The 25,530-nt window shown below is 46.9% G+C and carries 22 protein-coding genes and 1 rRNA gene (1 of these 23 cut by a window edge); 5 read left to right on the top strand and 18 right to left on the bottom strand.

Annotated features, from left to right (window positions below; all coding sequences use genetic code 11):
* A 16S ribosomal RNA gene (locus tag HUN04_14395) occupies positions 1-83 on the bottom strand; it reaches 1,477 nt to the left of the window's first position.
* 362 nt (positions 84-445) lie between these two features.
* Here HUN04_14395 and HUN04_14390 point away from each other — a divergent pair.
* Positions 446-901, top strand: a complete 456-nt coding sequence (locus HUN04_14390; GenBank protein WDP90821.1) for a hypothetical protein — start codon at positions 446-448, stop codon at positions 899-901.
* A 9-nt stretch (positions 902-910) separates the two neighbouring features.
* Here HUN04_14390 and HUN04_14385 read toward each other — a convergent pair whose 3' ends face one another.
* Genes HUN04_14385 through HUN04_14370 form a run of 4 tightly spaced genes read right to left on the bottom strand, consistent with a single transcriptional unit; the run spans position 911 to position 4,987 of the window.
* Positions 911-1,819: a DMT family transporter gene (locus HUN04_14385; protein WDP93296.1), complete on the bottom strand. Its 909-nt coding sequence runs from the start codon at positions 1,817-1,819 to the stop codon at positions 911-913.
* A gap of 2 nt (positions 1,820-1,821) precedes the next feature.
* On the bottom strand, positions 1,822-2,937 hold the full coding sequence (locus HUN04_14380; GenBank protein ID WDP90820.1) for a cobalt-precorrin-5B (C(1))-methyltransferase: 1,116 nt from the start codon (positions 2,935-2,937) through the stop codon (positions 1,822-1,824).
* A 5-nt stretch (positions 2,938-2,942) separates the two neighbouring features.
* On the bottom strand, positions 2,943-4,349 hold the full coding sequence (locus HUN04_14375) for a cobyrinate a,c-diamide synthase (protein ID WDP90819.1): 1,407 nt from the start codon (positions 4,347-4,349) through the stop codon (positions 2,943-2,945).
* Positions 4,350-4,369: 20 nt separating this feature from the next.
* Positions 4,370-4,987: a precorrin-8X methylmutase gene (locus HUN04_14370; GenBank protein WDP90818.1), complete on the bottom strand. Its 618-nt coding sequence runs from the start codon at positions 4,985-4,987 to the stop codon at positions 4,370-4,372.
* Positions 4,988-5,173: 186 nt separating this feature from the next.
* Here HUN04_14370 and HUN04_14365 point away from each other — a divergent pair, with 186 nt between their 5' ends.
* Complete coding sequence (locus HUN04_14365; GenBank protein WDP90817.1) at positions 5,174-6,373, top strand: aminotransferase class I/II-fold pyridoxal phosphate-dependent enzyme; 1,200 nt, start codon at positions 5,174-5,176, stop codon at positions 6,371-6,373.
* 209 nt (positions 6,374-6,582) lie between these two features.
* Positions 6,583-7,893 (top strand): type II toxin-antitoxin system HipA family toxin YjjJ, encoded by a 1,311-nt coding sequence (gene yjjJ / locus HUN04_14360; protein WDP90816.1) that lies wholly within the window; start codon positions 6,583-6,585, stop codon positions 7,891-7,893.
* Positions 7,894-7,923: 30 nt separating this feature from the next.
* On the opposite strand, the gene HUN04_14355 is transcribed toward yjjJ, so the two are convergent.
* Entirely contained in the window at positions 7,924-9,153 is a 1,230-nt protein-coding gene (locus HUN04_14355; GenBank protein WDP90815.1) for a PilT/PilU family type 4a pilus ATPase, read from the bottom strand.
* 123 nt (positions 9,154-9,276) lie between these two features.
* Between HUN04_14355 and HUN04_14350 the strand changes: the two genes are divergently transcribed.
* Entirely contained in the window at positions 9,277-10,002 is a 726-nt protein-coding gene (locus tag HUN04_14350) for a serine protease (protein ID WDP90814.1), read from the top strand.
* An 18-nt stretch (positions 10,003-10,020) separates the two neighbouring features.
* Complete coding sequence (locus tag HUN04_14345; protein WDP90813.1) at positions 10,021-10,644, top strand: CPBP family intramembrane metalloprotease; 624 nt, start codon at positions 10,021-10,023, stop codon at positions 10,642-10,644.
* 139 nt (positions 10,645-10,783) lie between these two features.
* Here the strand turns inward: HUN04_14345 and HUN04_14340 are convergent, their stop codons facing one another.
* From HUN04_14340 to HUN04_14285, 12 genes are all read right to left on the bottom strand, one after another.
* Positions 10,784-12,307, bottom strand: a complete 1,524-nt coding sequence (locus HUN04_14340) for a prolipoprotein diacylglyceryl transferase (protein WDP90812.1) — start codon at positions 12,305-12,307, stop codon at positions 10,784-10,786.
* Between the two features lie 46 nt (positions 12,308-12,353).
* Positions 12,354-16,016 (bottom strand): prepilin-type N-terminal cleavage/methylation domain-containing protein, encoded by a 3,663-nt coding sequence (locus HUN04_14335; GenBank protein WDP90811.1) that lies wholly within the window; start codon positions 16,014-16,016, stop codon positions 12,354-12,356.
* An 8-nt stretch (positions 16,017-16,024) separates the two neighbouring features.
* On the bottom strand, positions 16,025-16,465 hold the full coding sequence (locus tag HUN04_14330; protein WDP90810.1) for a prepilin-type N-terminal cleavage/methylation domain-containing protein: 441 nt from the start codon (positions 16,463-16,465) through the stop codon (positions 16,025-16,027).
* Positions 16,462-16,944, bottom strand: coding sequence for a type II secretion system protein (locus HUN04_14325; GenBank protein WDP90809.1), 483 nt, complete (start codon positions 16,942-16,944; stop codon positions 16,462-16,464). The genes HUN04_14330 and HUN04_14325 overlap by 4 nt, the downstream gene beginning before the upstream one ends.
* Positions 16,945-17,074: 130 nt before the next feature.
* On the bottom strand, positions 17,075-18,262 hold the full coding sequence (gene rffA, locus HUN04_14320) for a dTDP-4-amino-4,6-dideoxygalactose transaminase (protein WDP90808.1): 1,188 nt from the start codon (positions 18,260-18,262) through the stop codon (positions 17,075-17,077).
* 2 nt (positions 18,263-18,264) lie between these two features.
* The gene (locus HUN04_14315) at positions 18,265-18,630 is read right to left on the bottom strand and encodes an EamA family transporter (GenBank protein WDP90807.1); all 366 of its coding nucleotides are present in this window, start codon (positions 18,628-18,630) and stop codon (positions 18,265-18,267) included.
* Between the two features lie 36 nt (positions 18,631-18,666).
* Positions 18,667-19,461, bottom strand: coding sequence for a hypothetical protein (locus HUN04_14310; GenBank protein ID WDP90806.1), 795 nt, complete (start codon positions 19,459-19,461; stop codon positions 18,667-18,669).
* A gap of 68 nt (positions 19,462-19,529) precedes the next feature.
* The gene (locus HUN04_14305) at positions 19,530-20,465 is read right to left on the bottom strand and encodes a glycosyltransferase family 2 protein (protein WDP90805.1); all 936 of its coding nucleotides are present in this window, start codon (positions 20,463-20,465) and stop codon (positions 19,530-19,532) included.
* Between the two features lie 21 nt (positions 20,466-20,486).
* On the bottom strand, positions 20,487-22,655 hold the full coding sequence (locus HUN04_14300) for a hypothetical protein (protein ID WDP90804.1): 2,169 nt from the start codon (positions 22,653-22,655) through the stop codon (positions 20,487-20,489).
* 47 nt (positions 22,656-22,702) lie between these two features.
* Positions 22,703-23,128: a prepilin-type N-terminal cleavage/methylation domain-containing protein gene (locus tag HUN04_14295; protein WDP90803.1), complete on the bottom strand. Its 426-nt coding sequence runs from the start codon at positions 23,126-23,128 to the stop codon at positions 22,703-22,705.
* Between the two features lie 209 nt (positions 23,129-23,337).
* Positions 23,338-24,231 carry a class I SAM-dependent methyltransferase gene (locus tag HUN04_14290; GenBank protein ID WDP90802.1) on the bottom strand — a complete coding sequence of 298 codons (894 nt, stop codon included), beginning with the start codon at positions 24,229-24,231 and terminating at the stop codon, positions 23,338-23,340.
* A complete protein-coding gene (locus HUN04_14285; protein ID WDP90801.1) occupies positions 24,185-25,528 on the bottom strand; it encodes a sigma-54-dependent Fis family transcriptional regulator in 1,344 nt (447 codons plus the stop codon). The genes HUN04_14290 and HUN04_14285 overlap by 47 nt, the downstream gene beginning before the upstream one ends.
* Positions 25,529-25,530 lie beyond the last annotated feature (2 nt).

Below are 25,530 nucleotides of genomic sequence, written 5' to 3'. Positions count from 1 at the left end.
AAGCAATCCCTTTCTCGTTCGACTTGCATGTGTTAAGCACGCCGCCAGCGTTCATTCTGAGCCAGGATCAAACTCTCCAGTTATAATCCTTTTACTAAAACTTTAAGGTCATCCCCGCCGTTCAATTATACCGGCAGGGTCGTTTTGTGACCCGCTCATTCTTGCTTCACTGACCAATTTTCAAAGATCAAAACTGTCTTTGGCTGAGCAGCAGTTGCTGCCCCGTCGCAAAGACCGGCGTAATATGCCTGAATTCAGTTGACCTGTCAAACACTTTTTTCAAAAAAGTTTACTTTTTCCCGAACATATTTAAACAAATCAATATTATCAAATAGTTAAGACTTTGCTTTTTTCATAGCCCGTCTCGACATAATCTCACATTAATAAAACGGCCCCGGCAAAAAGAGAATTGATTCCCATTAATTTTTTCTGATATTCTACTCCAATGATGGAAACAGCAATAGACAAAAAGAAATGGAAACGCCATGCCATGGCCTTTGCCATCCGTTCCCACAACCACCTGTGGGGAAAAAATAATGAAGATCCCCTGGTATTTCTCTTCCGCAAAGGACTGAGCCATGACTTTTCCAGACAGATGTACCTGGGCTGGAATAAATTCGGCCAGGAGCGGCCATATGAAAACTGGGGCATCCAGCGGGAAGGAAAATTTATGATCCCGCCCGGCATCGTCTTTCCTTATATAATCGACAAAGATTTAAAGGCGCTCTTTGTTATCCCCATGGAAAAGACGGAAAGCTCTTTCTCATTCCCCGGAAACCCGGACCAGCCCATCATTCTGGGCCCCCCTGACAACCGGATAATAGAGGTTGAGGATATTATTCAGGGCCTTTGCCGTTTACAGGAAAACCCCGGGACTGCCTGTGTAAAAATCACCGTTTGACCCCTTTTATCAATGGATGGGGACAGCCGGCGGCTTTTTGCGCCAGCGCAGGTTCACCACCACAATGCCAACCACAATAAAGCCGATGGCGCCGAGAAGGTGGGGGGTAACCGGTTCATTCAGGAAAATCACCCCGTTGGTCACCCCGGCCAGGGGAACGATAAAGACAAAGGAATGAAGGGCGGTGGCCCCGTATTTCTGGAGCATGGTGTTCCAGGCCACAAACCCGAAGGCCGCCGTGATCACGCCCTGGTAGAGAATGGCTTTCACCACCGTGGGGGTTACCTGGGCCACCATGGTCCCGTCCCAGATCCACCCATTGAGGAAAAACAGGGGCAGGCCCAGCATCATTGGGAACAGGGTAATCTGCACCGCGTGGAAATGATCAATAATCCGTTTCACGTAAATGGCTGAAACAGACCAGCAGACCACGGCCGACAGCACAATGATGTCCCCTTTATGCAGGTCGGCATCCAGATCCGGGGAATCAAAAAAAAGAATGACCACCCCGATGAATCCCAGGAGAATCCCCACCCCCTTTTTAGGCGTCACCCGGTCTCCTGGGATAAAAAAATGGGCCAGGATCAGAATGAGAAACGGCAGGACATTGGCAATCAACGCAGCATGGGAGGCGGTGGTGTCCTTAAGCCCCAGGTGAAAACCGGAGACCTGGCAGACAAAGAGCAGACTCTGGACCGATACCAGCCGCCACTGCAGCGGGGATAGCTTCAGGGTAATCCCCCTGTACCTGGCCCAGAAAATAAGCAGACAGGAGGCCAGGGTAAACCGGATCCCGGCCGAGGTGAAGGGCCCCAGGCCGGTGTACCCCAGTTTCATGGCCACCCCGTTCCCCCCGAAAAGGATGCAGAGCAACACCGTAAACAGGGCCGCCCCAAGGGGCATATCTCCGTTTTTTATGCTCACAACGGCGGTCCCGTACCGGTTTGATTTGAATCAAAGGCAATACCGCCCTCAAAATCCAGAATGATCACCCGGATATCCACATTGCCGCCGGCAAATCCTGCGGCATGGCGCCCGGCTTCCCGGCCCACCCGCTCAAGGACGGCGGGATAATCCGGGTGGATGAATTCAAAGGCATGGCGGGCCGTGTTACACTCCCGGATCTGCCCGGCCAGCGCCTCATCTCCGGTGATCTCCCCGGTCCACTGGGCCAGGGTGTTGAGGGTTAGCTCGGATTTGGCGGCATGGGTGTGCGCCACCCCCATGGCCATTTTCACAGCCTTGCCGAAAAACACCGTATAAATGACCTGCCCGATGCCCGGATGGTCCTTCACCGCATCCAGCCCGGCCTTGAAAAAATCACCGGTCTGGATGAAGGCCTCGGGTGCAAGTTCGCTGAAAATCCCCTGGGCATATCTTTCGCTGCGCCTCCCCGTGGTAAACACCAGGGTGTCTGCCCCATTGGCCCGGGCCACGGAGATGCCGGAGTTGATGGTGGCGATATAGGCGTCGTGGGACAGGGGCCGGACAATCCCCGTGGTGCCCAGAATTGAAATGCCGCCCAGAATTCCCAGGCGGCTGTTCAGGGTTTTTTTGGCCAGTTCCTCCCCCCTGGGCACAAAGACTTCCACCGTGACCCGGTGGCGCAGGGGCAAACAGAGCTGGAGATAGGCCTGGTGGACGGATTCTTCGATCATCTGCCTGGGGCCGGAATTGATGGCCGGCTCCCCCACCGCCACCTCAAGGCCGGGCTTGGTGACCTGCCCCACCCCCCTGCCGCCGGTGATCACGATTTCAGGCGGGCTGGCCGGTTTCAGGGAGACCCGGGCCCCGATTTCAGCCTTGTGGGTGATATCCGGATCATCCCCGGCATCCTTGATGACCACGGCGGATGCCGATGAATTTGAATGGACCTCCAGATGATGGACCGGGATCACCTTTTTCTCCCCGGTTAAAAACCGGATTTCAACCCGGTTGGGAGGCTGGCAGGCCAGCAGGGAAACCAGGGCGGCCTTTGCGGCAGCGGCAGCGGCTGCCCCCGTGGTAAACCCGGCTCTGAGCTTTTTCTCTGCCATTTTAATTATGCCGCCCCGCCGTCACGGGCCTGGCGGTACCGGGCGCAGCAGGCAACGAACTGCCGGGCCGCATTGGGGTTGGACCCAAAATGGACGTGGAGATAGGAGCCCAGGGTATTTTTCTTTTGGAAGCCTTGAAGGGAAATTTCCTGCCCGGCCCGGGAGGTTACCTTATATATAGAGGCGGCATTGTCATCCCCGCCCCCGGCGATGGAGGAATAATGGAATTCATGTCCCCGGATCACATCCCCTTTTCTGCCGATGAGGGTGTCGGCATTGAGGGTGATCTCCCTGTAGCCCAGCGACCGGAGCCGCTTTGACATCCGGACATCAAAATCAAAAATCCCGCACATCCGGCCTGTTTCTTCCCCGTCATCACCGGCAATATTCCGGCAGAGGTACATAAATCCCCCGCACTCCCCATAAATGGGCATGCCGGCCCGGCTGGCCGCTTTAACCTGCTCCAGCAGCCCTGTCTGTTCCGCGAGCCGGCCGGCGTTGAGTTCGGGATACCCCCCACCGAAATAAATCCCGTCGATATTTTCGGGCAGTGTATCGTCTTCCAGGGGAGAAAACATGAGGATCTCGGCGCCGGCACTCTTGAGGATATCCAAATTGTCGGGATAATAGAAACAGAAGGCCTTGTCCCTGGCAACCGCGATCCTGGCCTTGGGCGGGGTTCGAATTTCCGGCTGCGCCGCCCCCTTTTCCGGCACCGGCATCTGGATCAGCCCCCTGATCAGCCGGTCCATATCCAGGTGGTCATCCACCATGGAAACCAGGGTGGACAATGTCTCCCGTTCAATGGGCATCTCATCGGCCGTGACCAGTCCCAGATGGCGCTCGGGCATGACGATCTTTTCGTTTTTGGGCAGGTATCCCAGGCAGGGCGTCTTGCAGCTTTGTTCCACCGCATCCCGAAGATAGTGGTAATGGCGCTCGCTGCCGGCCTGGGCAAAAATCACCCCGGCGAACCTGAGGTCGGGATCAAAGGATTCAAACCCTTTTACAATGGCGGCGGCGCTCCTGGCCTTGCCCTTGGCCGAAACAATAAGAAGCACGGGCAGGCCCAGCCATTTGGCCATCTGGGCCGTGGATCCGGTGTCTGAGAGGGCATCATACCCGTCAAACAGTCCCATCACCCCTTCCACCACGGCAATATCCTTGCCCCGGGCTTTTGAATAAAAGAGCTGGCGGTTATACCCCCGGGAGAGCATCCAGGAATCCAGGTTATGGCTGACCGACCCGGAAATTTTGGTGTGGAGGCCGGGATCAATAAAATCCGGCCCCACCTTGAAAGGGGCCACCTTCACTCCTTTGGCCGCCAGCCAGGCCATAATTCCCAGACTGACCGTGGTCTTTCCCGTGCCGCTGCCCGTGGCACCGATTACAAAGCCTTTTAGCTTATCCATTTTAATGATTCCCCGGTTGACTACCTAGCGGCATAGGCCATGATGGCCAGGGCGTTCACCACGCTGGCCGCAATATTGGATCCCCCTTTTCTGCCCTTGTTGGTGATATAGGGGATATCCAGTTCCATGAGGGCATCCTTGGATTCGGCCGCATTGACAAAGCCCACGGGAAAGCCCACCACCAGGGCCGGGGAGACATTGCCCGCCTTGATCTGCTCGATGAGGCGGAGCAGGGCCGTGGGCGCATTGCCCACCACATAGATACCGGCGCCCAGGGTGTCACAGGCAATATCCACGGCGGCCAGGGCCCTGGTGGTGCCGTTTTTCTTTGCAGTCTCCGCCACATCCGGGTCACCCATAAGGCATGCCACAGACCCGCCGAAGTGTTGGATCTCTTTTTTCCGGGTGCCCACCCTGGCCATGTTGGTGTCCGTAACGATGCGGCAGCCCGCCTGGATGGCCTTGACCCCTTCTTCCACTGCATTGCCGTTGAACCGGACCGTCTCAATATATTCAAAATCCGCAGAGGTGTGGATCATCCGCCGGACCACCGGCCATTCCGTCCCGTTGAATCCATGATCGCCGGCTTCGCCCGTGATGATCTCAAAGCTTAAATCTTCAATTTCCTGGGGTTTCATTTCCTATTTTCCTATTTTTGTCCCATGGGAGTTCTTCAGCCAAATTTTTTAGATACCATTTTTACTTGGCCCTTTGCAATCGGGTTAAAATAAATTCACAATATTTTGCTTTTATTCCCGGGACAAAATCTGCTATGGTTTTCTTTCCTGATTTTTTTAAACCCTTTTTCCTAGGAGTTAATGGACGTGGAAGAGAATAATATCATTCGATTTGCAAGCCGCATGGATCAGCTGCCGCCCTATTTGTTCGGCATGATCAACAAGATGAAAATGGAAAAACGGCGGAACGGGGATGATGTCATCGACCTCGGGATGGGAAACCCCATGGACCCCACCCCCGATGCAGTCATTGAAAAGCTGGTGGAAGTGGCAAAGGATCCCAAGGCCCACAGATACCCGGAAAGTTCGGGCCTTCCCCACCTCAAGCAGGAAATTGCGAAATACTACGGCCGGCATTACAACATCAATCTGGACGCGGAAAAAGAAACCTATTTCACCATCGGCTCCAAGGAAGGCATCTCGCACCTCTGCCTGGCCATCATGGGCCCCGGGGATTCTGTCCTGGTCCCGGCACCGGCCTTCCCCATCCATATATATGCGGCGGTGATCGCCGGCGCCAATGTCATGAGAATCCCCATTGCACCGGAAATGGATTTCCTGGACCGCATCGCAAAGGTCTGCGAATCCTGCTACCCCAGACCCAAGGTGCTCATGCTCAACTACCCCCACAACCCCACTGGGGTGGTCACGGATAAAAACTTTTTCAAGGAAATCGTGAAACTGGCCAAACGGTTCAACTTCATGGTCATCAACGACTTTGCCTATGCCAAGATCACCTACGACGGATACGTCGCCCCCAGTTTTCTGGAAGTGGAAGGGGCCAAGGATGTGGGCGTAGAATTCGGTTCCTTTTCCAAATCCTACAACATGGCGGGATGGCGCATCGGCTACTGCGTGGGCAACGAAAAAATTGTCTCCGCCCTGGGTAAAATCAAAGGCTACTTTGACTACGGCATATTTTCAGCCATCCAGGTGGCCGGCATCATCGCCCTGCGCGACTGCGACGACACCATTCCCGAACTGTGCAAGGTATATGAAACCCGCCGCGACGTTCTCTGCTCCGGCCTTGAACGCATCGGCTGGGAGATCGAAAAACCCAAGGCTGGCATGTTTGTCTGGGCGAAAATTCCGGAACCCTACGCCAAAATGGGAGCCATGGAATTCGCCATCCAGCTCATGAACAAAGGCAATGTGGCCGTGGCCCCGGGCACTGGATTCTCTGAAGAAGGGGAAGGCTACCTGCGCCTGGCCCTGGTGGAAAACGAAGAACGCCTGCGCCAGGCCGTCCGCCAGATGAAAAAAGCCATGGAACAGATGGACGTATAAACGATTAACAAAAAAAGGCCGTCTGTGAATCCTTCACAGACGGCCTTTCTAATCTATGGACAAGGCGTCAAGCCCCGTTCCATACCCCTAATTCTATTCATATTTTTATTCAAAATAACGCCTTAGCTATTGCAACACCCTAAAAAAACAGTTAATCTATCACAAACTAAAAGTTTTTTATTATTCATAATAACATTCAATAGAGATTTATGTTGTCAATTATAGAATATTTAGAACGGGGTCCTTCAACCTCAAAAGAAATCCAAGCGGCAACCGGCTTAAGTCAGAGCACCGTCTCCCGTATGTTAAAAAAAACGGCCGATCGTATTGTCCAGATACAAGACGGGCGTTCAGTCCGGTATGCTGCTACATGCAATGCCTTTGGCGGCAACGATAAACTGCCCTTGAATATGATTGATCATTTTGGGACAAAAAGTTTGATCGCATATTTACGCCCTTTGAATTGCGGACAGTTCTTTGTTGAATTAATAAATGATGAATTCTCTTTTTTATTAAAAGGAGAAAGCGGGACAGGCCTGTATGATGATTTGCCTTACTTCCTTTTGGATTTGAAACCCCAAGGTTTTTTAGGCCGGCAGATAGCAAAAAGAATAGCAGAACAGTCGGAAGATTTCCCCCCGGATCCAAAAATGTGGAATACCAATCATGTTGGCCGTTACTTAATCTCCAACGGAGACGATTTGCCCGGGAACTTTATTCTTGGTGAACAAACAATATTGCGTGTTCAGCGAAAACCAATCGGCGTCTCTAAAAAACTATATCCGGAACTTGCCGAAATAGCAGTCAAAGGTGAACCTCCAGGCTCATCGGCGGGTGGAGAACAGCCGAAATTCACAGCATTCAATAAGGATTTAGGTTCCCATGTTATTGTGAAGTTTTCCCCCAAAAGCGATAATGAGGTAGCAGCAAGATGGAGGGATATTCTGATTACAGAATACCATGCAGCAAATGTGTTGAGTGGCCATAACTATCCCGCTGCGGCCATTAAATTATTTGAAATGGAAGGAAGGTTATTTTTAGAAAGCCAAAGATTTGACCGAGTTGGAGAATTTGGCAGATCTTCAATGCTTTCTTTAGATATGGTAGACAGGGAATTTGTCGGTTTTGGCGGCGGCAATTGGCCCAGGGTGATGGAAAATTTATTCTCTCAAAAATTGATCGCTGAGAAAGATATACAGATATCAAAAGAATTACAGGATTTTGGCCGTCTTATCAATAATACGGATATGCATTTAGGAAATTTGAGTCTTTCCATGGAAGGAGATCATTTCCGGTTGCTACCCATATACGACATGTGTTCCATGGGGTTTGCGCCCAAAGGCGGAGAGGTCCTGCCTTTTGATTTTGACGCCTTTATGAAAACAGATAGTGATCAAGCAGAAATGGTCAAAAAAATGGCATATGAATTCTGGGAAAGTGTCAAACACGATGGCAGGATTTCAGAACAATTTAAGGCGTTTTTGGAACAGGGCAATCCAATAAAAGGCCCAGGCATTTAACTGCCTGGGCCTTATCAATTGGGTGGAATATCAGCCTTCCAGCTGGGAAATAACATCAGCCACAGAAGAGGTATCTTCAATGACATACTGGCCCGGCTCAAGGTCACGGGGGGCCGGGGAAGGTGCCGGATGTCCGGCCGATTCCCGGGGCTGGTAAACAGGTTCCTCATGAAGGGCCGGCGAGACCCCGGCTGCCGCAATGAGCGGGGACCTGTATTCCCGGGCATCGGCGATTTCTTCGGACGGCCTGAAGCTGATGCTGGGCGGGGTGAGCCTGGATTTGGTTTTAATGTATTCCTCTTCGTATTTTTCCATGGTGTACATGCCGTCCTTTCGGCCGGTCTGAAGAATACTTTCGATCTGGGCGAAACGGTTGTCCCGGATGGTGGATTTCACGGCATTCACCCCCTTGAGCACCGAGAGCACCGGCACCCGGAATCCGAATTCCCGCTTAAATTCCAGCTTCTGGACCAGGAGCAGGGAGAGTACCGAAGAGAGCTGGACCCGGACCATGTCCTGGGCATCGGGGGGAAATGAGTTGCACATCCGGTACAGGGCGTCTTCTGAGTTGGTGGCGTGGAGGGAGGCGATGACCAGATGGCCTGATTCCACGGCATTCAGGGTCAGGCGGATGGTTTCAGGTTCCCGAAGCTCGCCCACCATGATGACATCGGGGTCCTCCCGGAGCACATCCTGCAGCCCCTGGTCAAAACTCTGGATGTGCTGGCCCAGTTCCCGCTGCTGGATAAAGGAGTTCTCTGATTTAAACCGGTACTCAATGGGATCTTCCAGGGTGATGATATGGCAGTTGCGGTTCCGGTTGATTTCCGCCAGAAAAGCCGCAATGGTGGAGGACTTACCTGAACCTGTGGCCCCGCAGACCAGGATCAGGCCGCTGGACAAATCGCTGTAATCCCGGAGTTCAGGCATGAGGTTCAGGTCGCTGAAATTGGGAATCCGCCCCGGCAGCAGGCGAACGGCAATGCTTAACCCCCGGGTGGAATTAAATACATTCACCCTGATCCGGACATGGTTCACCGTCCTTGAAAAGTCCACGGACAGCCGGGAACGCAGCATCGCCATTTCATGGGGCCTGAGCATTTTGCCCACCAGGTTGTCAATCTGCTCGCAGGTATATCTATCATTTAAAAAAACGATTTTCCCGTTTTTGCGGCAGACAATTTTATGGTCCCCTGAAATATGAATATCGGAAAAAGATTCGTTAACCCCAGTCTGAATTAAATTATTGAACCGTTTCATGAGATCTCCTTAAAGAATTTTGAACCCGCTGCGAAAAAGACACCCGTTATTGTATTTTGTTAATGGTGTTTTCACATATTTTTTTCCCTGTCAATATCTAATAAAAAATGGTAAGCAATTTCTATGAAATCACATATATTCCATTCTAAAACGCTTCTGTTTTCGTTGATGTTTCTCTGTTCCACCCTTGTTTTCGCAACATTAAATGCCGGCGCTGCTTCGGGATATTCGGCCCTGGCCTCAAAAATCCGGCCCGGTGTGGTCACCATCCTGGTCTACGACTACACAGGACAGCTAAAGTCCGTGGGATCGGGATTTTTCTACAACGACCAGGGGGACATCCTGACCAACAGCCATGTGCTGCTCAAAAACCACAGGGCTGAAATCAAGACCATGTCCGGAAAAAAATATGCCGTGGGCGCCATTATCTCCAGGGACGAAAAAGGGGACATTGTCAAAGCAAAAACCCATGTACCGAAAACCACCCCCTTCCTGAAACCGGCGTCTAAGCCCCCGGTATCCGGGGAAAACATCATGGTGGTGGGCAGCCCCATGGGACTGGAACAGACAGTTTCCGAAGGCATTGTCTCTGCCTGGCGCAAGATCAAAGGGATAGGAAAGGTCATCCAGATCTCCGCCCCCATCTCCCCGGGCTCCTCAGGCGGCCCCGTGCTGAACATGAACGGCGACGTGGTGGGCGTGGCCACCTTTCAATTGGTCCAGGGCCAGAACCTGAACTTTGCCATGCCCATCAAGGATTTTTTTGAAAAAGAAAACCGGCAGTCCAGGCCCAAAACCAAAAAACTGAGCATCCGGAAAAGTAAAACCGGGGTGATCATCATCGAGTAAATATTGCAAAGTGCAGGATTGACACCGGGACGCCACATTCTCTTTTCCACGGCAGCGGTTCTTTTCATCGAAGGGCTTGCCGCCCTCCTGCCCGCATCCCCCCACGGCCTGCACATCGCCCTGGCCCGGCCGGCCCAGGCAGCCGCCCTGATCCTCATTTTCCTGAAAACGCCGTCGGGGCTTTCACCCCTGGGGCTTTTCTCGCCCCTATTATATAAAGGTATAAAAACTGGAATACTCTGGTCGGCTGCCCTTGGGATTACAACGCTGGCATCAGGTGCTTTGATGGTGTTTTTAGACCGCCCGGTTGTAGGTTTTTTCCCCTCCGGCCCGTTCTCCTTCTCGCTTCTTTTCACAGCATGCGTTTCAGGGCCTTTGACTGAAGAACTTTTTTTCAGAGGGGTGGTTCATAACTGGCTAAGGCGTTACGGTCGTCCCCTTGCAACGGGGGGAAGCGCCCTGTTTTTCGCCCTCTGCCACGGGGGTCCGGAACTGGAATTCCTGCCTCTTATTCCGTTTGCCGGCGGTTTGGTTTTTGCTCTAGCTTTTGAGCGGTCCGAAAGCCTGGCCGCCCCACTTATCATTCACATGGCCGGTAACGGGTTTCTCTTTCTGGGGGGATATCTATCCGTGATCCACTGAATCAGTGAGTAAACAAACTGCGTAAATCGATTCGCCGGTTGTCGCTGCTGCTAAAGAAAAAAAGACTTGAGAAAAAGAATTCAGGAGGAGGGAATTGCGGGGATGAAAATCTTGAATGGATACCTAAGCCTGCAGCCTTTTAACCAAAATACGAATTACGGACAATAAGCAGGGGTAATCCGATATTTCCGATATCAATACAAAAATGGCAAATCATGGCAGGAATAATGCTTTTATTTTCCTTTGTTACGGTTCCCAGAAGAATTCCGTAAAGAAAGGCAAAAAGGGCAAAACGGGCGCCCCCGATAAAATAATGGGTGCCTCCGTATAAAAGCGCCTGGCCTAAATTAGCTGCCACATGGCTGCCAAACAGCCGCTCCAAAACGGATGACAAGGTAAGCCGGTAGATACTTTCCTCACTGTATGCATTGAGAACACTAAACAGAAAAATCGGGGGCCAATAGGCCATACCTCCCAGGTTCCAAGTGTTGAAGTGGTACAAATATACTGAATAGGCAGATGAGATGACCAGCCCCACCCAGAAGATATGGGAAAAACGCCTCCATTTAAAAAAGGGAGAAATCCGAATATTCAAGGGCCTCAACCAGAAAAAGAACCCGGAACACATTACAGCGAACAGAGCATAAAGGAAAACATTGAAATAGATTTTTGAAAACGACCCATAACTTCTAAAGGGCCAGTCAATGATCCTGTATTTAAACAGGCCGACAATGAGAAGGACCAGAAAAAAATAAGACAGCAGAAACCCCATCAGAGACTGATTTTCTTTTTTCTTTAAAATCCCCTCCCGCAATCTGTCTTTTAAGGGCCTTATCCGCCCTCTGAAAAGAATAACCAGAGCCAGAACTCCAAAACAGATCATGACCAGCTGGGCCTGGGTCATACCCAACTCCACAATTGGGTTGGTTCTTATAAATTCAATGTTAAACCGCCATATCCCATACCCAATAAGATACAAGGCCACAATAATTCCACCTTGAACCCTTTGCTCAAGCCCTTGAAAAAAGGGGCCGAAGGTCCTCTCAAACAACGAAGTATCAGGTTCTTTTCCGGTGGGATAAATCAGGCTGAAAACCCGGCGTAAAAAATAAAACAAAACCAGATTAAATATACTTTCATAAAGCGGGACAGGATTTTTAAAGCAGGCGCTGAATCCGAAAATATCCAGGCAGATGCGGTGGCCGTGGCAGCAGCCCGCCATCAGGCAGGCGGTCCTGGCAATGGCATGGGAAAAAGGAACATATAAAAAAATAATATCAAAAACCTTCCAGAAATTCATTCTGAAAAGCCGGATCAGGCAGGCGGCCATTACAACGGGAATCATGATGCTGGTGTGAAAGGTCTGCTGCCCCCCGTTGAAAAATTCCTCAATAAACCGGTCAACACTCCAATAATGAACCGGCAAATAAAACATATTCGCAGCTTTTGAACTGACAACGCCAAGGGGAAGGGCCAGCCCGAAAAAGACAACCATAAAAATCCGGACCCGTTTCTTATCTTGAACCAGGCCGATAAGTTTTTTATAAATCAGGCAGCAGCCTGTAAAAATGGCAATGACAATGATTGACCAATAGACGTTATTGACCAAATCCCGGACCCTGAAAGGGTCATGGATCCAGACGCCCAGAATATATCTCAGCATGAACGGTGATTCCTTGAAAACGATGATGAACGGGCAACAGCTACGACTACTGGCTCTGCACCCCCGGGAAAAGCGTACTCAACTCTCCCACGACCGACCAATAGAAATCGGTAAAATAAGCGGTTTCCCTATGATTCTCTATATTTACTCCGCTGGGAAGCTCCGGGGCAGTGGCCTGGCTCATATCCGGGCTGCTGACGCCCAGGGTATGAACCCCGAACTCGGGAATATTCATGGTGTCAAAATTGTAGTCGCCCGTGGTAAACATTGCGGTATACACCATAACAGGGTCATCATCCGCATCCTTACCCCATTCCACAATCCGCATGTTATCCTTATCGCACCCAAAATGCTCAGGCGAATCCACAACCTTACTGGTATACCCGTCCTTTTTATCAGAGAGTCCATCTCCCCAAACCGCCGAGGTAAAATAATCACCGTCCTCTGGCCAGTGAACCGTACCAGGGATCTGTCCTAACCGGATCCCGTCTTTTTTATTATCATTGGTTCCCAGGTTATCCGGTGAAGACAGATAGGCTGAAATTGAGTTGACCCGTTCCAGGCCGTTGGCATCCCCGGTTGAAAGGTCACAGTCCAGATTTCCCTTTAGCTCATAAATCCTGGCCATAACAGTCACCCATTCTTTGGGGTAAATTCTGTAATTGGCCCTGGCGGCGAAGCTCGCATATTGGTCTTTATTATTGATGGAGGCCTGATCATCAAAAAACTTAGGAAATGAATTATTATCCCTGTCGAGGTGATAGTAAGGTTTAACGATATAGCCTACCGGGACCGTCTGGTTGTCGCCTATGGTCCACTCGCTTACAGGCAACCCTTTGGGTCGTCCAGCATTTATGGTGGATGGATCCCTTACCGGTTCCCCGGGAGTCTGCACCGCGTATCCGGGAGGATAATCACCCAGGATGGTAACTCCTTCATGGGATTCTGTTTGAAAAATATCATACTTATCCCTCAGTTTATACGCCCTGTAGGAGGTAACATATTCCGTGGGATCCACCAGATCCGGATCACATCCTCCGCTGTATTCTCTGGCAAGCGCTCTCCCGTTTCTCCGGTCCCCTGAAATGGTGCCTTCCTGGAGGGTTTCATGGGTTTCAATATCATTGGCGCTGATCGTCAATTCCTTGATATCGCTGCCTTCTTTGTAATAATATTTACCGGGGTCAAGCTTATAATAATGCTTTACTTCCACTTCCTTGTAATCCAACAAGGGGACATAGGACAGCCATTCCCATACATAAAGTGACGCAAGAGAGTCACACCCTATGGAATCGGAATGATTCTTCTGCCATAAAATCAGGTAGGGTATGCCGTCCAGGGGAGGCTCGTCATTCCAGTCGTTAAAACCCGAGCCTGAACCCGGACAGGTATTAACCTGGGCTGAGTTGCTATTTGAACCGTGATTGTAAAACAGGGTATCTGAAATATCATCTTCTTCCACCCTGTAACCGGCGGTACCGCATCCGGCATTGATTGGCTCGGACACCCCCTGAATTCCCCTCATGATGGAAAGCCCGTAATAAGTCCAGTCTTTGTAAGAATTCATTGAAGGCCCTTTGGTCCGCAGGGAGATACCCGGCATATAGCAGCCGGGGTGATTCAGGTAGAAATCCGAACTATGGCCATCCGAATAAAGATCATCTTCCGCCTTGGTGAATCGGATTTTGGCCTGAAGATCATAGCTCAACTTTTTATCCGATCTTTCCCACAGATCTTCCAGAAAATCCGGCATATTTTTCCCTGTGGAAGACCAGTCCACAACGGCAAGGGATTCCTGCTGATAGACATCTGCTCCTACAACAACGTTATAAGAGATGGTCGCTTCGGTCCCGTCCACTTTAATGGCATCGACCCCGTCGATGGTTACCCCGCTATGTGTTCCGAGCAGGCTGGTGACTTCGTCGGCACCTGCGGACCCTGTAATTCTGGAAGGAAACTCGGCCAGGGGCTGGCTGTAAGAAATGGTCTGGGAAATATTCAATCCTCCGGGATCAACGGTCCCGGTGCTGTCCAGCACAGCATATTTAACAAAGGTTATGGCGGTATTGGGCGGAATAACCGCTCCGCCGGAAGGGTATTCCATTCCCGAGATATAGTGGAGGCCGCTGAGGGTATTGCCCACCAGGGCATCATATTGAAGCACCCGGATAAAATTGCTTGTATCCTTAAAGGTGATCACCCCGTTTCTCGGCGGTAAACCGGCGGTATTTCCGATAATGGCCATGGTCGTGCTGGAGTCCGTTCCCAGTTCCGTGGCCTGAACCGTCACGGAGGCGTTTGCGGTCCGGGCGCCGGGCAGGACCGGTTCATCGGTATTCAGGCTGCTGATGGAATTCGTCCCTGTAGGGGTCAGCGTCATTGTTTCCGTATTTTTTCCAGATACAATATAATCATTGACCTCATAGCTTCCCGATTGATGGTCCATCATCATGAGGCTCAAGGTATCGCCGTTAGCAATGGCGTCGGGCATGGACGCCCCGGTTCCCGTCCCTCCCGGTATGGTCACCTGAATGGTGCTGCCCGCACTTGAAATATCCCACCAATAGGTTTCAATCTGAAATGAAAATTGTCCGCCTCCTCCGGGCAGGGAAAGGGTATTGTTATTATTGAGCTTCAGCCGGTCAAAAAAATCCCGGTCCGAACCGCGGCTCAGATACTGGCCCAGGGCATAATGAATACCGGCTTCGGCCAGATAGTATGCCCGGCTGGTCAATCCGGCAAAGGCTGAATTGGTGGTATTGGTACTGAACAAAGAAACCATACCCGCGCCGAGAATCCCCATGATCAATATGGTAATGACCAATCCGATGAGGACGCTGCCTCTGGCGGTTTTTAAAATCCGGTATTTCCCGGCAAATTTCAGCTGCCCTCCAAGCTTTGCCAAAAGCCAGAAGAGAAAGGGAATAATCACAAGTCCTTCGGGGAAATAAAGAAAAAGAAAAACCAGGGTTACCACTGGCATGAGCAGGATTTTTACCAAACCGCTTAAGATGGGGCTCCGGTCCAGTTGGTTCGAAATTTTCGGCCCGGCACCGTAATAAAAATCAACCAGGGGCCTGGTCCAAGAGTGCTTTATGAGATAGCGGTCCCGCAGTTCCCGGAACAGCCTGACGGTGTTTGAATGTTCCCTGCCCGTAAAAACGGATTCGATAAAACAGAGATTCGCAGGTGCATTCTGGGGAATTTTATTTTTGAGTTCACCGATGTCCACCCCCTGGCCTTTGGCATTATTTCTGGGAAAAACAGAAGAGGCAAAGGTAACCGCCGGGACATTACAGCCCTGAAGGGACATGGAAAAATTTTTAAGTGAGTCTGCATCTTCAGCCGGAGTAAAGGAGGTTACCTGGTCCGAAAGCAGGTGTGGGTTTTCGTTTGGAACCACCAGAAACAAATTGCCGGTATTGGGATCAAACCGGAAGGTTTCCTGGATATTTCCGGCCCGCTCCACACTGAATGAATTGCTGTTGATCTTTGTATAGGAGCCGTTTTCCATATTCGTCAGGCTCTTGCGTATCCTTGCCATGGTAAATGCGCTTTTCTGGCCCACGACACTCGCTTCCCTGGAAAATAAAAAGGCCTGGGTGGCATTCACAATCCCCATCCCTGCAACCGACGCCAGAATACCCACAAGAATCAACGAGACGATAACTTCTATAAGGGTAAACCCTGAATTCTTGTTTTTAGACATGGTATACCTCATTCTTTGGAAGAAAAAATCATGGTGTAAGAGACGCCCGATGTTCCGTTTACATCCACCCGGAGCATATCTGTGCTGGTGCCGGATGCCAGGTCGCCGGAGCCTGGATCATACCGGACCCATGATCTGGTGATGTTCAGATTGGCGCTGCAGGTTGCAGCGAATCCACCGGACGCAATCCTTGAATCCAGTTCATTGACATCATAGGTGGGCCCCTCTGCTTCAAAAAGCTCATTCCGGTAGTACTGGACAATACTGTCCATGCAGGAGCTTACGGACTGGCTGTCAATGGCGTCAGCAACGGGCTGGGCACTTTTCTCCAGGGCGGTACCGGTGTAGGACACCAGCATGGCCCCCAGGATCGAAACCACAATCAAGGTGATGATGACTTCTATCAGGGAAAACCCCTTCTGATTTTTCAATTCAACGGGTATGATCATGGTATGAATCCTGTTCTTGCTGTGATGGTAAATTGTTCACTATCACTTCCGTCATTTATTGATATGGGAAGGTCTGCCGCCAGAATCGCATTATTACGGAATGGCTCCCCCCAGTCATTGAAAGATATGTTAAAAGGCGTCATGGATGTCAGCCCGAGGCTGGCCAGGGTAATGGTTGTCGCCTCTGCACCGGGCAGAAGAACCCTATTGTTATTCCTGTCATAAAGCCAGTAGGCTGTTCCCGCCGCATTGGTTTGGATTCCCCAGGTCGGCGTATTCGCCGTATCCAGGTCCGTGGCCATGGCCCGGGTCTGGGCATACCGGACATGGGCTTTTATTGCTTCGGCCTGGGCGGCCAGGTCCGGACTGTTGAAAGACACCCTGGAAACGGCAACCGCCGTAATAATCCCGAGGATAATAAGAACAGCGACAATTTCAACGATAGTGAATCCATTTTGATTTTTTAGAAAGGAACCCATAGAACCTGCATTCTGAAAATTAAAGATTATTTTTACGCGTTTGAAATTAATCCAAATATAGCCATTTTGTCAATAAAAGAAACCCGTTCAAACGCTTATACTGAGTACAGCATTAATATTTATCACCCGTTTAGTTCACTACCGCGGCAATGGTTTTGTCAACACAATTGCCATTTAAACCGTAAAACCCAAGAACCGATTCCGCCACCCGCCTGACATCCTCTTCTTCCATTTCAAAATACAGGGGCAGGCGCAGCACACGGGCGCTCAATTCGTCGGTCCGCTCCATGGACCCTGTGGTTTTGCCGTATTTTCTTCCGGCCGGGGATGAATGCAGGGGCACATAATGAAATACCGCATGGATATGATTTTCCTTTAAATGGCGGATAAGGGCCGTCCGCTCCTTAACATCTGCGGTGATAATATAAAAAATATGGCCGTTGTGGCTGCCGGAACCGGGATGCTCATGGGCCAGCCTGACTATCCTGTCTTTTTCCAGGGGGCTGAGCAGGCGGCGGTACATATGGCAGATGTCCCGCCGTTTCCGGATAATGGTTTCCGCCTGGTCCAGTTGGGCATATAAAAACGCCGCCATCATATCCGAAGGCAGAAAAGAGGACCCGATATCTGTCCAGGTATACTTATCCACTTCCCCCCTGAAAAACTGCTTTCTGTTGGTCCCTTTTTCCCTGATGACTTCCGCCCGTTCAAGATAGCGCGGATTGTTAATCAAAAGCGCCCCGCCCTCACCGCTGATGATATTCTTGGTTTCATGAAAGCTCAGGGTGCCCAGATCCCCAATGGTGCCCAGAAACCGATCTTTGTGGATGGACAGCAGGGCCTGGGCGGCATCTTCTATCACAATAAGATCATGTTTCCTGGCAATCTCCATTATCTTATCCATGGCACAGGGAACCCCTGCATAATGGACCGGCACAATGGCACGGGTTTTCTCCGTTATCGCCTGTTCTATTTTTGTTTCGTCCATGTTCAGGGTATCGGGCCGGATATCCACAAACACGGGCACCCCGCCCCTCAGCACAAAGGCATTGGCCGTGGACACAAAGGTAAAAGAGGGCATGATGATCTCATCACCCGGCTGAATATCCACAAGAATCGCCGCCATCTCCAGCGCGGCCGTACAGGAATGGGTCAAGAGCGCGGCCGGGCAATCCAGCCGCCTTTCCAACCAAGACTGGCAGCGTTTGGTGTAGTGACCGTCTCCGGCCAGATGAGAATGCTTGATTACGGCCTGGGCGATGTTGTAGAGTTCCTGACCAACGATGAAGGGTTTATTGTATGGAATGTATTCTGTCATTTTTACAGAGCTCTACTTGAAATAATAATACCGGATACAATGAATCCTAAACCAACCAGTTTATACACTGAAAATGGTTCTTTGAACAATACTAATGAGAGAACAAATACCAGGACAAAAGAGGCGCTCATAAAAGGGTAGGCGTAACTTAAATCAAACTTGGTCATTGACGCCATCCAGAAGAGGGATGCAACAAATGCGGATAAAAAACCGGATAAAATAAAAGGATCTATTAATAATTTTAACAGAAATATTATTTTTTCAATAAAATCTTGAGGCAAACTCCCATATCTTGCGATCCGCCATTTTAAAATTAATTGTCCATAAACAGTAAATAGTATTGTTCCAAAAATATATAAATAATTCATTATGTTAGTGTTTATATAATATTGACATTGGATAATTTAAACACTTATTGGAATAAATTTAGCCTTTTCATAAAGTAAACTTTTTATAAAACGCATTTCATTTTCTTTGTAGGTAGGCATATAAGTTCGCTCATTGAGATTAAACTGTGTAATGCCCTTTTTAACTTTTTCTTTTGAAAAGAAATCTACTACTTCAAATTTTTCAACACTACCGCCATTTGCAAAAAATTCATGTTTATATTCATTAAATTTCACCAATTTGTCGGCGTAGGCTATTTCTATAAATTGTGTACCAAATTTCTCCGACATATCTTTAGCTGGTGATCCTGCATAAATACGGTTTGTTTTCATATCATGAACAGCCACACTACCGGTCATAAGCATAGCTTTCTTCTCTGCATAAATAGACCCAATAATACAATGGCCTACCAGCCATACATCATCCTCCAACGTTAAGCTACCCGAACTATTCCAGCAACAACCAGCTAAAGTATCACCAAATTTAATATGACTCCAAAGTTGGCTATGGGCACCTACCCCCACGTTGTTTCCAATCCTAGTCCACCCTCCTACTGAATCAATAATAGTATAGTGACCAAACCAGCAATTATGACCAATATTGCATTTCTTTCCATGAATAATACTTCCATGGTGTATGGTCGTATATTCACCAATCGATAGATATTCACAATCTATATATATGTCTCTACCTATAAATGTGCCAAAACCAATAGAAACGTCCTTGCAATTTGGACCAAACACAACTTTTTCACCGAATTGTACTTTGTCAGCGATTTGTATACGGCTCGACTCATTTTTTTGAATAAACATATCAGATAGCTACTGTTCAAAATAAATTAAATTTTTTATTTTTCATCCCTTGTTAAAGTGGGACAGCATTATTCAAATCCTACTTTTTCAGAAATGACATATAGGGGCCTCTTTTTTGTTTCATTAAAAACTTTTCCAAGGTACAGTCCTAAAATGCCCATATTTGCCAAAATCAACCCTGATAAAAAATAAATAGACACAATTGTACTGGTCCACCCTGCAACCGGTACCGTATAAATAAAATATCTGACAACCAAATATAAAGCATAAAGAATTGATAAAAATGATAGGGAAAAACCCAGCTTGATGGAAATTTTAAGGGGTTTGTTGGACTGGGCGATTATATTGTCTATTGCCAGATTCCGTAACTTAAAAAAACTATATGATGTTTTTCCTGCAAATCGCTCAGCATGGTCAATATCTAAATATGCAGTTTTAAATCCCAACCACTTAACCGATATGGGGAACAAACGGTTCTGCTCCCTCAAAAGCCTGAAGCTTTCAATCACCTTAGCATGGTATATGCCAAAATTGGCTATTGTATTGTCACTTTGCTGTTCGGTGAAATAATCCAAAGTTTTATAATAAAGTTTAGATCCAAGTTTTTTGAAAAAACCGTCTTTTCTCTCTGCTCTTCGTCCGAAAACAACCTCATATCCCTCCTTTACCTTGTGGTACAATTTTGGGATCTCTTCTGGCTGGTCCTGAAGATCGCAGTCCATAACAACGACCCACTGTCCTTCCGCAAAATCCAACCCGGCTGTGATCGCATAATGCTGGCCAAAATTGCGAGAAAAATTGATACCTTTTATTCGGGAATCCTTCTGCGTTAGGTCTTTAATCGCGGTCCAGGCTCCATCAGGGCTATCATCATTAACCAGTATTATTTCATAATTATCTGCAATCTGAATTAATGCCTTTTCAAGTCTTTTTACCAACTCTCCTAAACATTCCCTGCATCCATACACAGGCACAACAACTGAAACTTCATTTTTAAAAACCATGGTAGATTTTCTATATTTTTCTTAATCTATTTTTTCTTTATTCGATCTTAGCTTATCTATCTTTTTATAAACTTCAAACATCCCATTTTCGAATGTCTTTTCGTAATTTTTATCTTTCATCCAGTATCGAATATAATCAAATTTTTTTAAGTCTGGAATCCAGGCAGTGTCTTTTTTTCGGTACACCTCATCCTCTAGTGGCCAGAACGGATTTCGGGTTATTACTTTTGAAAAAGTGATATATATTGGCGGAAACTTTTCGCTATTTAGATCGTACTCTTTCCTAAATTTATGAAAAACCACACAACCGTGCCACGGATTGTTTGCCATACAATTTGTTTCTGTCAAATAATACATTATTGGAATCCAGCTTAAGAATAAAGCGGGAGTATTATTACGTTCATATTTTTCGTTCTTAAAATACTCCAGAACCTCATCAACCACTTTAACTCTTTGGGGAAAAGTGTGGATACCAAAAAGCTGAGGTGATTTAAACATTTCAACCATCAAGGACCTGTCGGCGATATCCCTGTGAGAATTATTATATCCCCATGGTTTTAAAATCCCAAACATAATGGCGCAGACAAATATGATGACATAATTATTAAGGTTAAATATATGATTGTTCACCTTCAGTTTTCTATGAATCATAAAAGATAGCGGAAATGCTAAAAAAAGAAGGCCGGTCCCAGACCTGTATATGACATTAAAGGATATATTCGACCCAGGAAACGAAAATAGAGCTAACAGAAGAATCAACACTGTAGGCCCAGTAAGGTTACCATTATATCTCAGGCAATAAACAAGATAAATATAGGCCGGAAAAATCAACGCACTTAAAAAAATGAAATCAGCCCCCTCAAGCCTTAGATATGTTGCATAATAGAGGATAAAAGAAATTATCAGTAATACAGGATATCGTTTGACACTTATTTCCTTCCCAAGAAGAAGAAGGATAATAACAAGCAAAACAGAGAATAGGGCTCCCATTTTAAGAATCTGCCAGAACCCTATAAAATAACTGTTAAACAGATTTTTCAGAGAGTGTGGGTCTGCATCATTCGAATAATATGGATTTTGGCGCTCTGAAGTGATTTTTTGGCCTTCTGTTAAAAAAAAGAATTTATCCTGGTCGCTGCCGATGGGTTGTTCAAATGATTTTTCATTAACTATAATATCTTTAATATTTTGATCATACTCGGAGATATAAGATTCTTTATTTACCAGATTTTTATCAATATAGTTTATATAAGTTCCAAGGTGTCCGACCGCAACCAATAATAAAACTCCTGCAAACAGAACAACAATATACCCTGCATATAAGTACAAGGTTTGAAGCAGCCATTTTTTTTCTTGTTCGAAAAGAATCCACCCGTATATCCCAGGTAAAACAATGATGAAAATAAAATTAAATTTCAGCCATATGGTTAAAGATAAAAAAACACCGGAAATAATATAAGACACCCATCTTTTTTCTTTTTTAAGTAAGAACCAGATACCCGTAAGGGCTGATAAGACAGGGAGATTATCGTAGTTGATGGACAGATAATAATTAAAATGTATAAAGAACAGGGACAGTACGAAGAAAATAAACCACTCAGAGAGCCTTGTAAAATAAACGGAAAAAATCTTAAACGAAACAATGGAAATACTTGTAACAACTATCACATATCCGAACCTGGCCCATAAAACGTTTGGCTCACCTGCGATACATAACCAGAGTCCGTTGACAAAACTTGTCCCAACCAGAAAATCAACATTTTGCGTCAGGCTGCCGTGGAACATCCCCCAAGCCTTTGTGAAATGAAATCCTGTGTCTGTCACATCCAGGCTTTTAAATGTTCTGAACAGCGCATAGAAAAAATTTACAAATATTAAAAGTGGAAACTTGTGGTCGGCAAGAAAACTTTTAAAATTCGCTTTTGAAAAAGCATAATATAAAAGAGGAATGGAAATCAGTATCCATATAAAAAATTCAAGGTAAAAATAATAAACTTCTAAAAAGCGTGATTCAGTTACAGCCGAATCGTTAACAGAAGCAGTAAACGTAATTGGTGATTTTAAAATAAGCCAAAGCAACACCCCTAAAAGCATCAATAGCTTAAAATACCTGTGAGACAGAACATTTTCTATTTCGCGTTTATTGGGAATATTCATATAGGAAGCGTTAAAATAAACAACAACCGACAATCAAGATTGCCGGTTGTTGTTGTGGTTTCAGATCTTTCTGTTGAAGATTAAGGCATTACCCAATCATCAGACACACCCGTATTAAGTGCCACACCTTGAACCTGAGTAACAGTGATTGTCGCACCTGTTCCACTTGGAGCTATAGTGGCAGTAAAATCAGCTCCCATCGGTACTGCTCCGCTTGCATTAGCAGGCATAATAGTGGCATCAGAAATACCGCTTGCACCACAAACAGCAGCTGCGTTAGCAGGTGCAGCACCGTCATTTTTAAGAAGATACTGGCCGTAACCGGTAGACAGCCTGGCCTTTGCTTCTGCTATTGCAGATTCCGCAGCCTTGGTCCTTGATTCATCCTGAAGATCGATATATTTGGGAACTGCAACGGCAGCCAAAATGCCGAGAATAATCAATACCGCAATAATTTCGATCAGGGTAAAACCGTTCTGATTCTTTAAAACATTTTTTCTTTCCATGATAAATCTCCTTAACAACAGTTAAAAATTAAAAAACAACAAAAGTTAAAACAAGTACAACTCGTCTGGGTTAAAGCCAAAGATAGCAAGTACCGGGCCAACACCAATCAGCCTGTATTTATCCTTTAAATTTAAAATATCTTACACTTTTTTCCTGCAAATTTTGCAGATCCATCTACAAAGTTTGATGCACTATAGTTGCACACATTTCAGGTATATTTCTTAGTTGCTGCAACCAGGCACGAACTTCCGAAAAAAACCGGCCGCTTTGCTGCTATTTGTGACACTTCCTTCTGGAACAGCTTATCTATCATTTTAACAAAAATCCCGTCTTTGACTCTATGATCTCTTTCAATGTTTTGATCATCTCTTTTTTCATATCCGAATTTTGACGGCATTGTCCGAAAAAGATAAATAGGAAGAGGAAGAAAACTAAAAAAATAAGAAGCAAAATCAACAGAGAATCCAGCTTTGGTAACTTTTTTTATGATCTGATTTAGCGAATACCTTCTGAAGTGTCCGGCTTTAAAGTCTTCGTTTGACCATAAAAAAGAATATGCAGGTGCTGTAACATAAAGTCTTCCGTGGATTTTAATAATTTTGTTTACAGACCTGAGGAACTCAAAATCATCTTCGATATGCTCGATAACATCAAATAGACTAACGGCAGGTAAAGATTCTGGTTTGAACCCGGCTGTATCCGTTGTGGCGCAGATAATATTTTTAACACCTCTTTTTTTTGCATTATGCACACCAGTCAGCCCTGGCTCCACCAACACGACTTTAAAACCTGCGCTGGCTAATCCAGCCGATACAAATCCATTCCCTCCCCCCACATCAAAAATGGCCCCATTTTTTCCTGGAGGATAAGACTGGACAGTGGAAATGATGCACCTATTTCTATGTTTAAACCAAAAAGAACTGTCTTCAACCTCAAAACATGCGCTATTACCTTTGGTTGGATATGATATGGGTCCTGTACTCTTTGAATACCAGATACCGTCGTCTCCAAGGTTAAGCCCATTGGATATCTGTTGTATGTAGTCTGTTTCGTTTTTACACGGCATTTCTATAATCTGGTTTGTTTTTGTACCTTCCTGCATCGATATTATACTTTTTAACCCTGTTCCACAGACTGCGTTGTTTTATGCCTAAATCCTCCGCTGCCCTGGCCTGGATTCCGTTGTTCATTTTTAAGGAAGTGCAAATGAAATTGATTTCTATTTCAGCCATTCTTTGATCCAGGTTTTTACAGTCCCTATCAAAACCAAGGGAATCTTCTGATTTTAAAGAATCATATATAGCTGTTGGCAGATGTTCCGGAAGAATAGTTTTTTGGTCATTTGAAATGATATTCGCTCTTTCCACAACATTTTTAAGTTCTCGCACATTGCCAGGCCAACTATATTCTTCTAATTTTTTTATAGCTTTATGTGTAATGCATTTTCCCAATCGGTTGCAGTCTATAAAAAATTCAGCCAAAGGCCCGATATCCTCTTTTCTCATTCGCAGTGGGGGCAGATTTACGGGAAACACATTCAGCCTGTAATAAAGATCCTCTCGAAGTTTTCCTTCTTTTACCAGAGTTTTTGGATTTTTATTTGTGGCTGCGATGATCCTGACATCAACTTTTACAGGCTCTTTTCCACCGACTCTGTAAAACTCCTTTTCCTGCAATGCCCTTAAAAGCTTCACCTGAAGTTCCAAGGGCATGTCTCCTATTTCATCAAGAAAAAGAGAGCCCTGATCAGCCAACTCAAAACACCCTTTTTTCATTATGCTGGCCCCTGTGAATGCCCCTTTTTCATGACCAAACAATTCGCTCTCAATTAAATTTGACGAAATAGCCCCGCAGTTGATTTTAATAAAGGGATTGTTTTTTCTGGTGCCTATTTTTACTATGCTATCCGCAACAAGTTCCTTTCCGGTGCCGCTTTCACCTAAAATAAATACAGTGGCATCGGAGCGGGCAACTTTTGTTATATGTGACAGCACTCCCCGCATTATCTTACTTTTGCCTATTATATTTGGGAACAGGGATTCTGCAGTGGAAAGGTCAAGCGCCTCCCCGACCTGTTCGAATATGGTTGAAATCTCATCCAGCTTATCCATGTTCCGGATATTTTCTTTTAAGTTGCTTTCCGAGCAGACGGCCGGATGATTTTTAGCTTTCTCTATTAAGCGTTCAGAGGGTTCTAATATCTTTTTGATGATAAAATAGCCTGCAATAATGGAGAGCAATGGTAGGGCCACAGCCGGTGTCAGTAAAAGCAAATCAGCAGAAATCCTCCTTGTGGAGGCATATTCTATGACGCGGTAGGTGACAATAAAGGAAAAAAAAGAAAACATACCCATGATGAGGGGAACGATTAAGTATACGCTGATCTGTATTTTCTTCATTT

The organism is Desulfobacter sp., assembly GCA_028768525.1.
Classification (GTDB): domain Bacteria; phylum Desulfobacterota; class Desulfobacteria; order Desulfobacterales; family Desulfobacteraceae; genus Desulfobacter.
Note: the sequence above shows the minus strand (reverse complement) of the source record. Positions and strands in the feature narration are given on the sequence as shown.

Coding starts and splice junctions, on each gene's coding strand:
- HUN04_14390 (WDP90821.1), top strand. CDS start 446: ATGATGGAAACAGCAATAGACAAAAAGAAATGGAAACGCCATGCCATG.
- HUN04_14380 (WDP90820.1), bottom strand. CDS start 2,937: ATGGCAGAGAAAAAGCTCAGAGCCGGGTTTACCACGGGGGCAGCCGCT.
- HUN04_14375 (WDP90819.1), bottom strand. CDS start 4,349: ATGGATAAGCTAAAAGGCTTTGTAATCGGTGCCACGGGCAGCGGCACG.
- HUN04_14370 (WDP90818.1), bottom strand. CDS start 4,987: ATGAAACCCCAGGAAATTGAAGATTTAAGCTTTGAGATCATCACGGGC.
- yjjJ (WDP90816.1), top strand. CDS start 6,583: ATGTTGTCAATTATAGAATATTTAGAACGGGGTCCTTCAACCTCAAAA.
- HUN04_14355 (WDP90815.1), bottom strand. CDS start 9,153: ATGAAACGGTTCAATAATTTAATTCAGACTGGGGTTAACGAATCTTTT.
- HUN04_14350 (WDP90814.1), top strand. CDS start 9,277: ATGAAATCACATATATTCCATTCTAAAACGCTTCTGTTTTCGTTGATG.
- HUN04_14340 (WDP90812.1), bottom strand. CDS start 12,307: ATGCTGAGATATATTCTGGGCGTCTGGATCCATGACCCTTTCAGGGTC.
- HUN04_14335 (WDP90811.1), bottom strand. CDS start 16,016: ATGTCTAAAAACAAGAATTCAGGGTTTACCCTTATAGAAGTTATCGTC.
- HUN04_14330 (WDP90810.1), bottom strand. CDS start 16,465: ATGATCATACCCGTTGAATTGAAAAATCAGAAGGGGTTTTCCCTGATA.
- HUN04_14325 (WDP90809.1), bottom strand. CDS start 16,944: ATGGGTTCCTTTCTAAAAAATCAAAATGGATTCACTATCGTTGAAATT.
- rffA (WDP90808.1), bottom strand. CDS start 18,262: ATGACAGAATACATTCCATACAATAAACCCTTCATCGTTGGTCAGGAA.
- HUN04_14315 (WDP90807.1), bottom strand. CDS start 18,630: ATGAATTATTTATATATTTTTGGAACAATACTATTTACTGTTTATGGA.
- HUN04_14310 (WDP90806.1), bottom strand. CDS start 19,461: ATGTTTATTCAAAAAAATGAGTCGAGCCGTATACAAATCGCTGACAAA.
- HUN04_14305 (WDP90805.1), bottom strand. CDS start 20,465: ATGGTTTTTAAAAATGAAGTTTCAGTTGTTGTGCCTGTGTATGGATGC.
- HUN04_14295 (WDP90803.1), bottom strand. CDS start 23,128: ATGGAAAGAAAAAATGTTTTAAAGAATCAGAACGGTTTTACCCTGATC.
- HUN04_14290 (WDP90802.1), bottom strand. CDS start 24,231: ATGCAGGAAGGTACAAAAACAAACCAGATTATAGAAATGCCGTGTAAA.
- HUN04_14285 (WDP90801.1), bottom strand. CDS start 25,528: ATGAAGAAAATACAGATCAGCGTATACTTAATCGTTCCCCTCATCATG.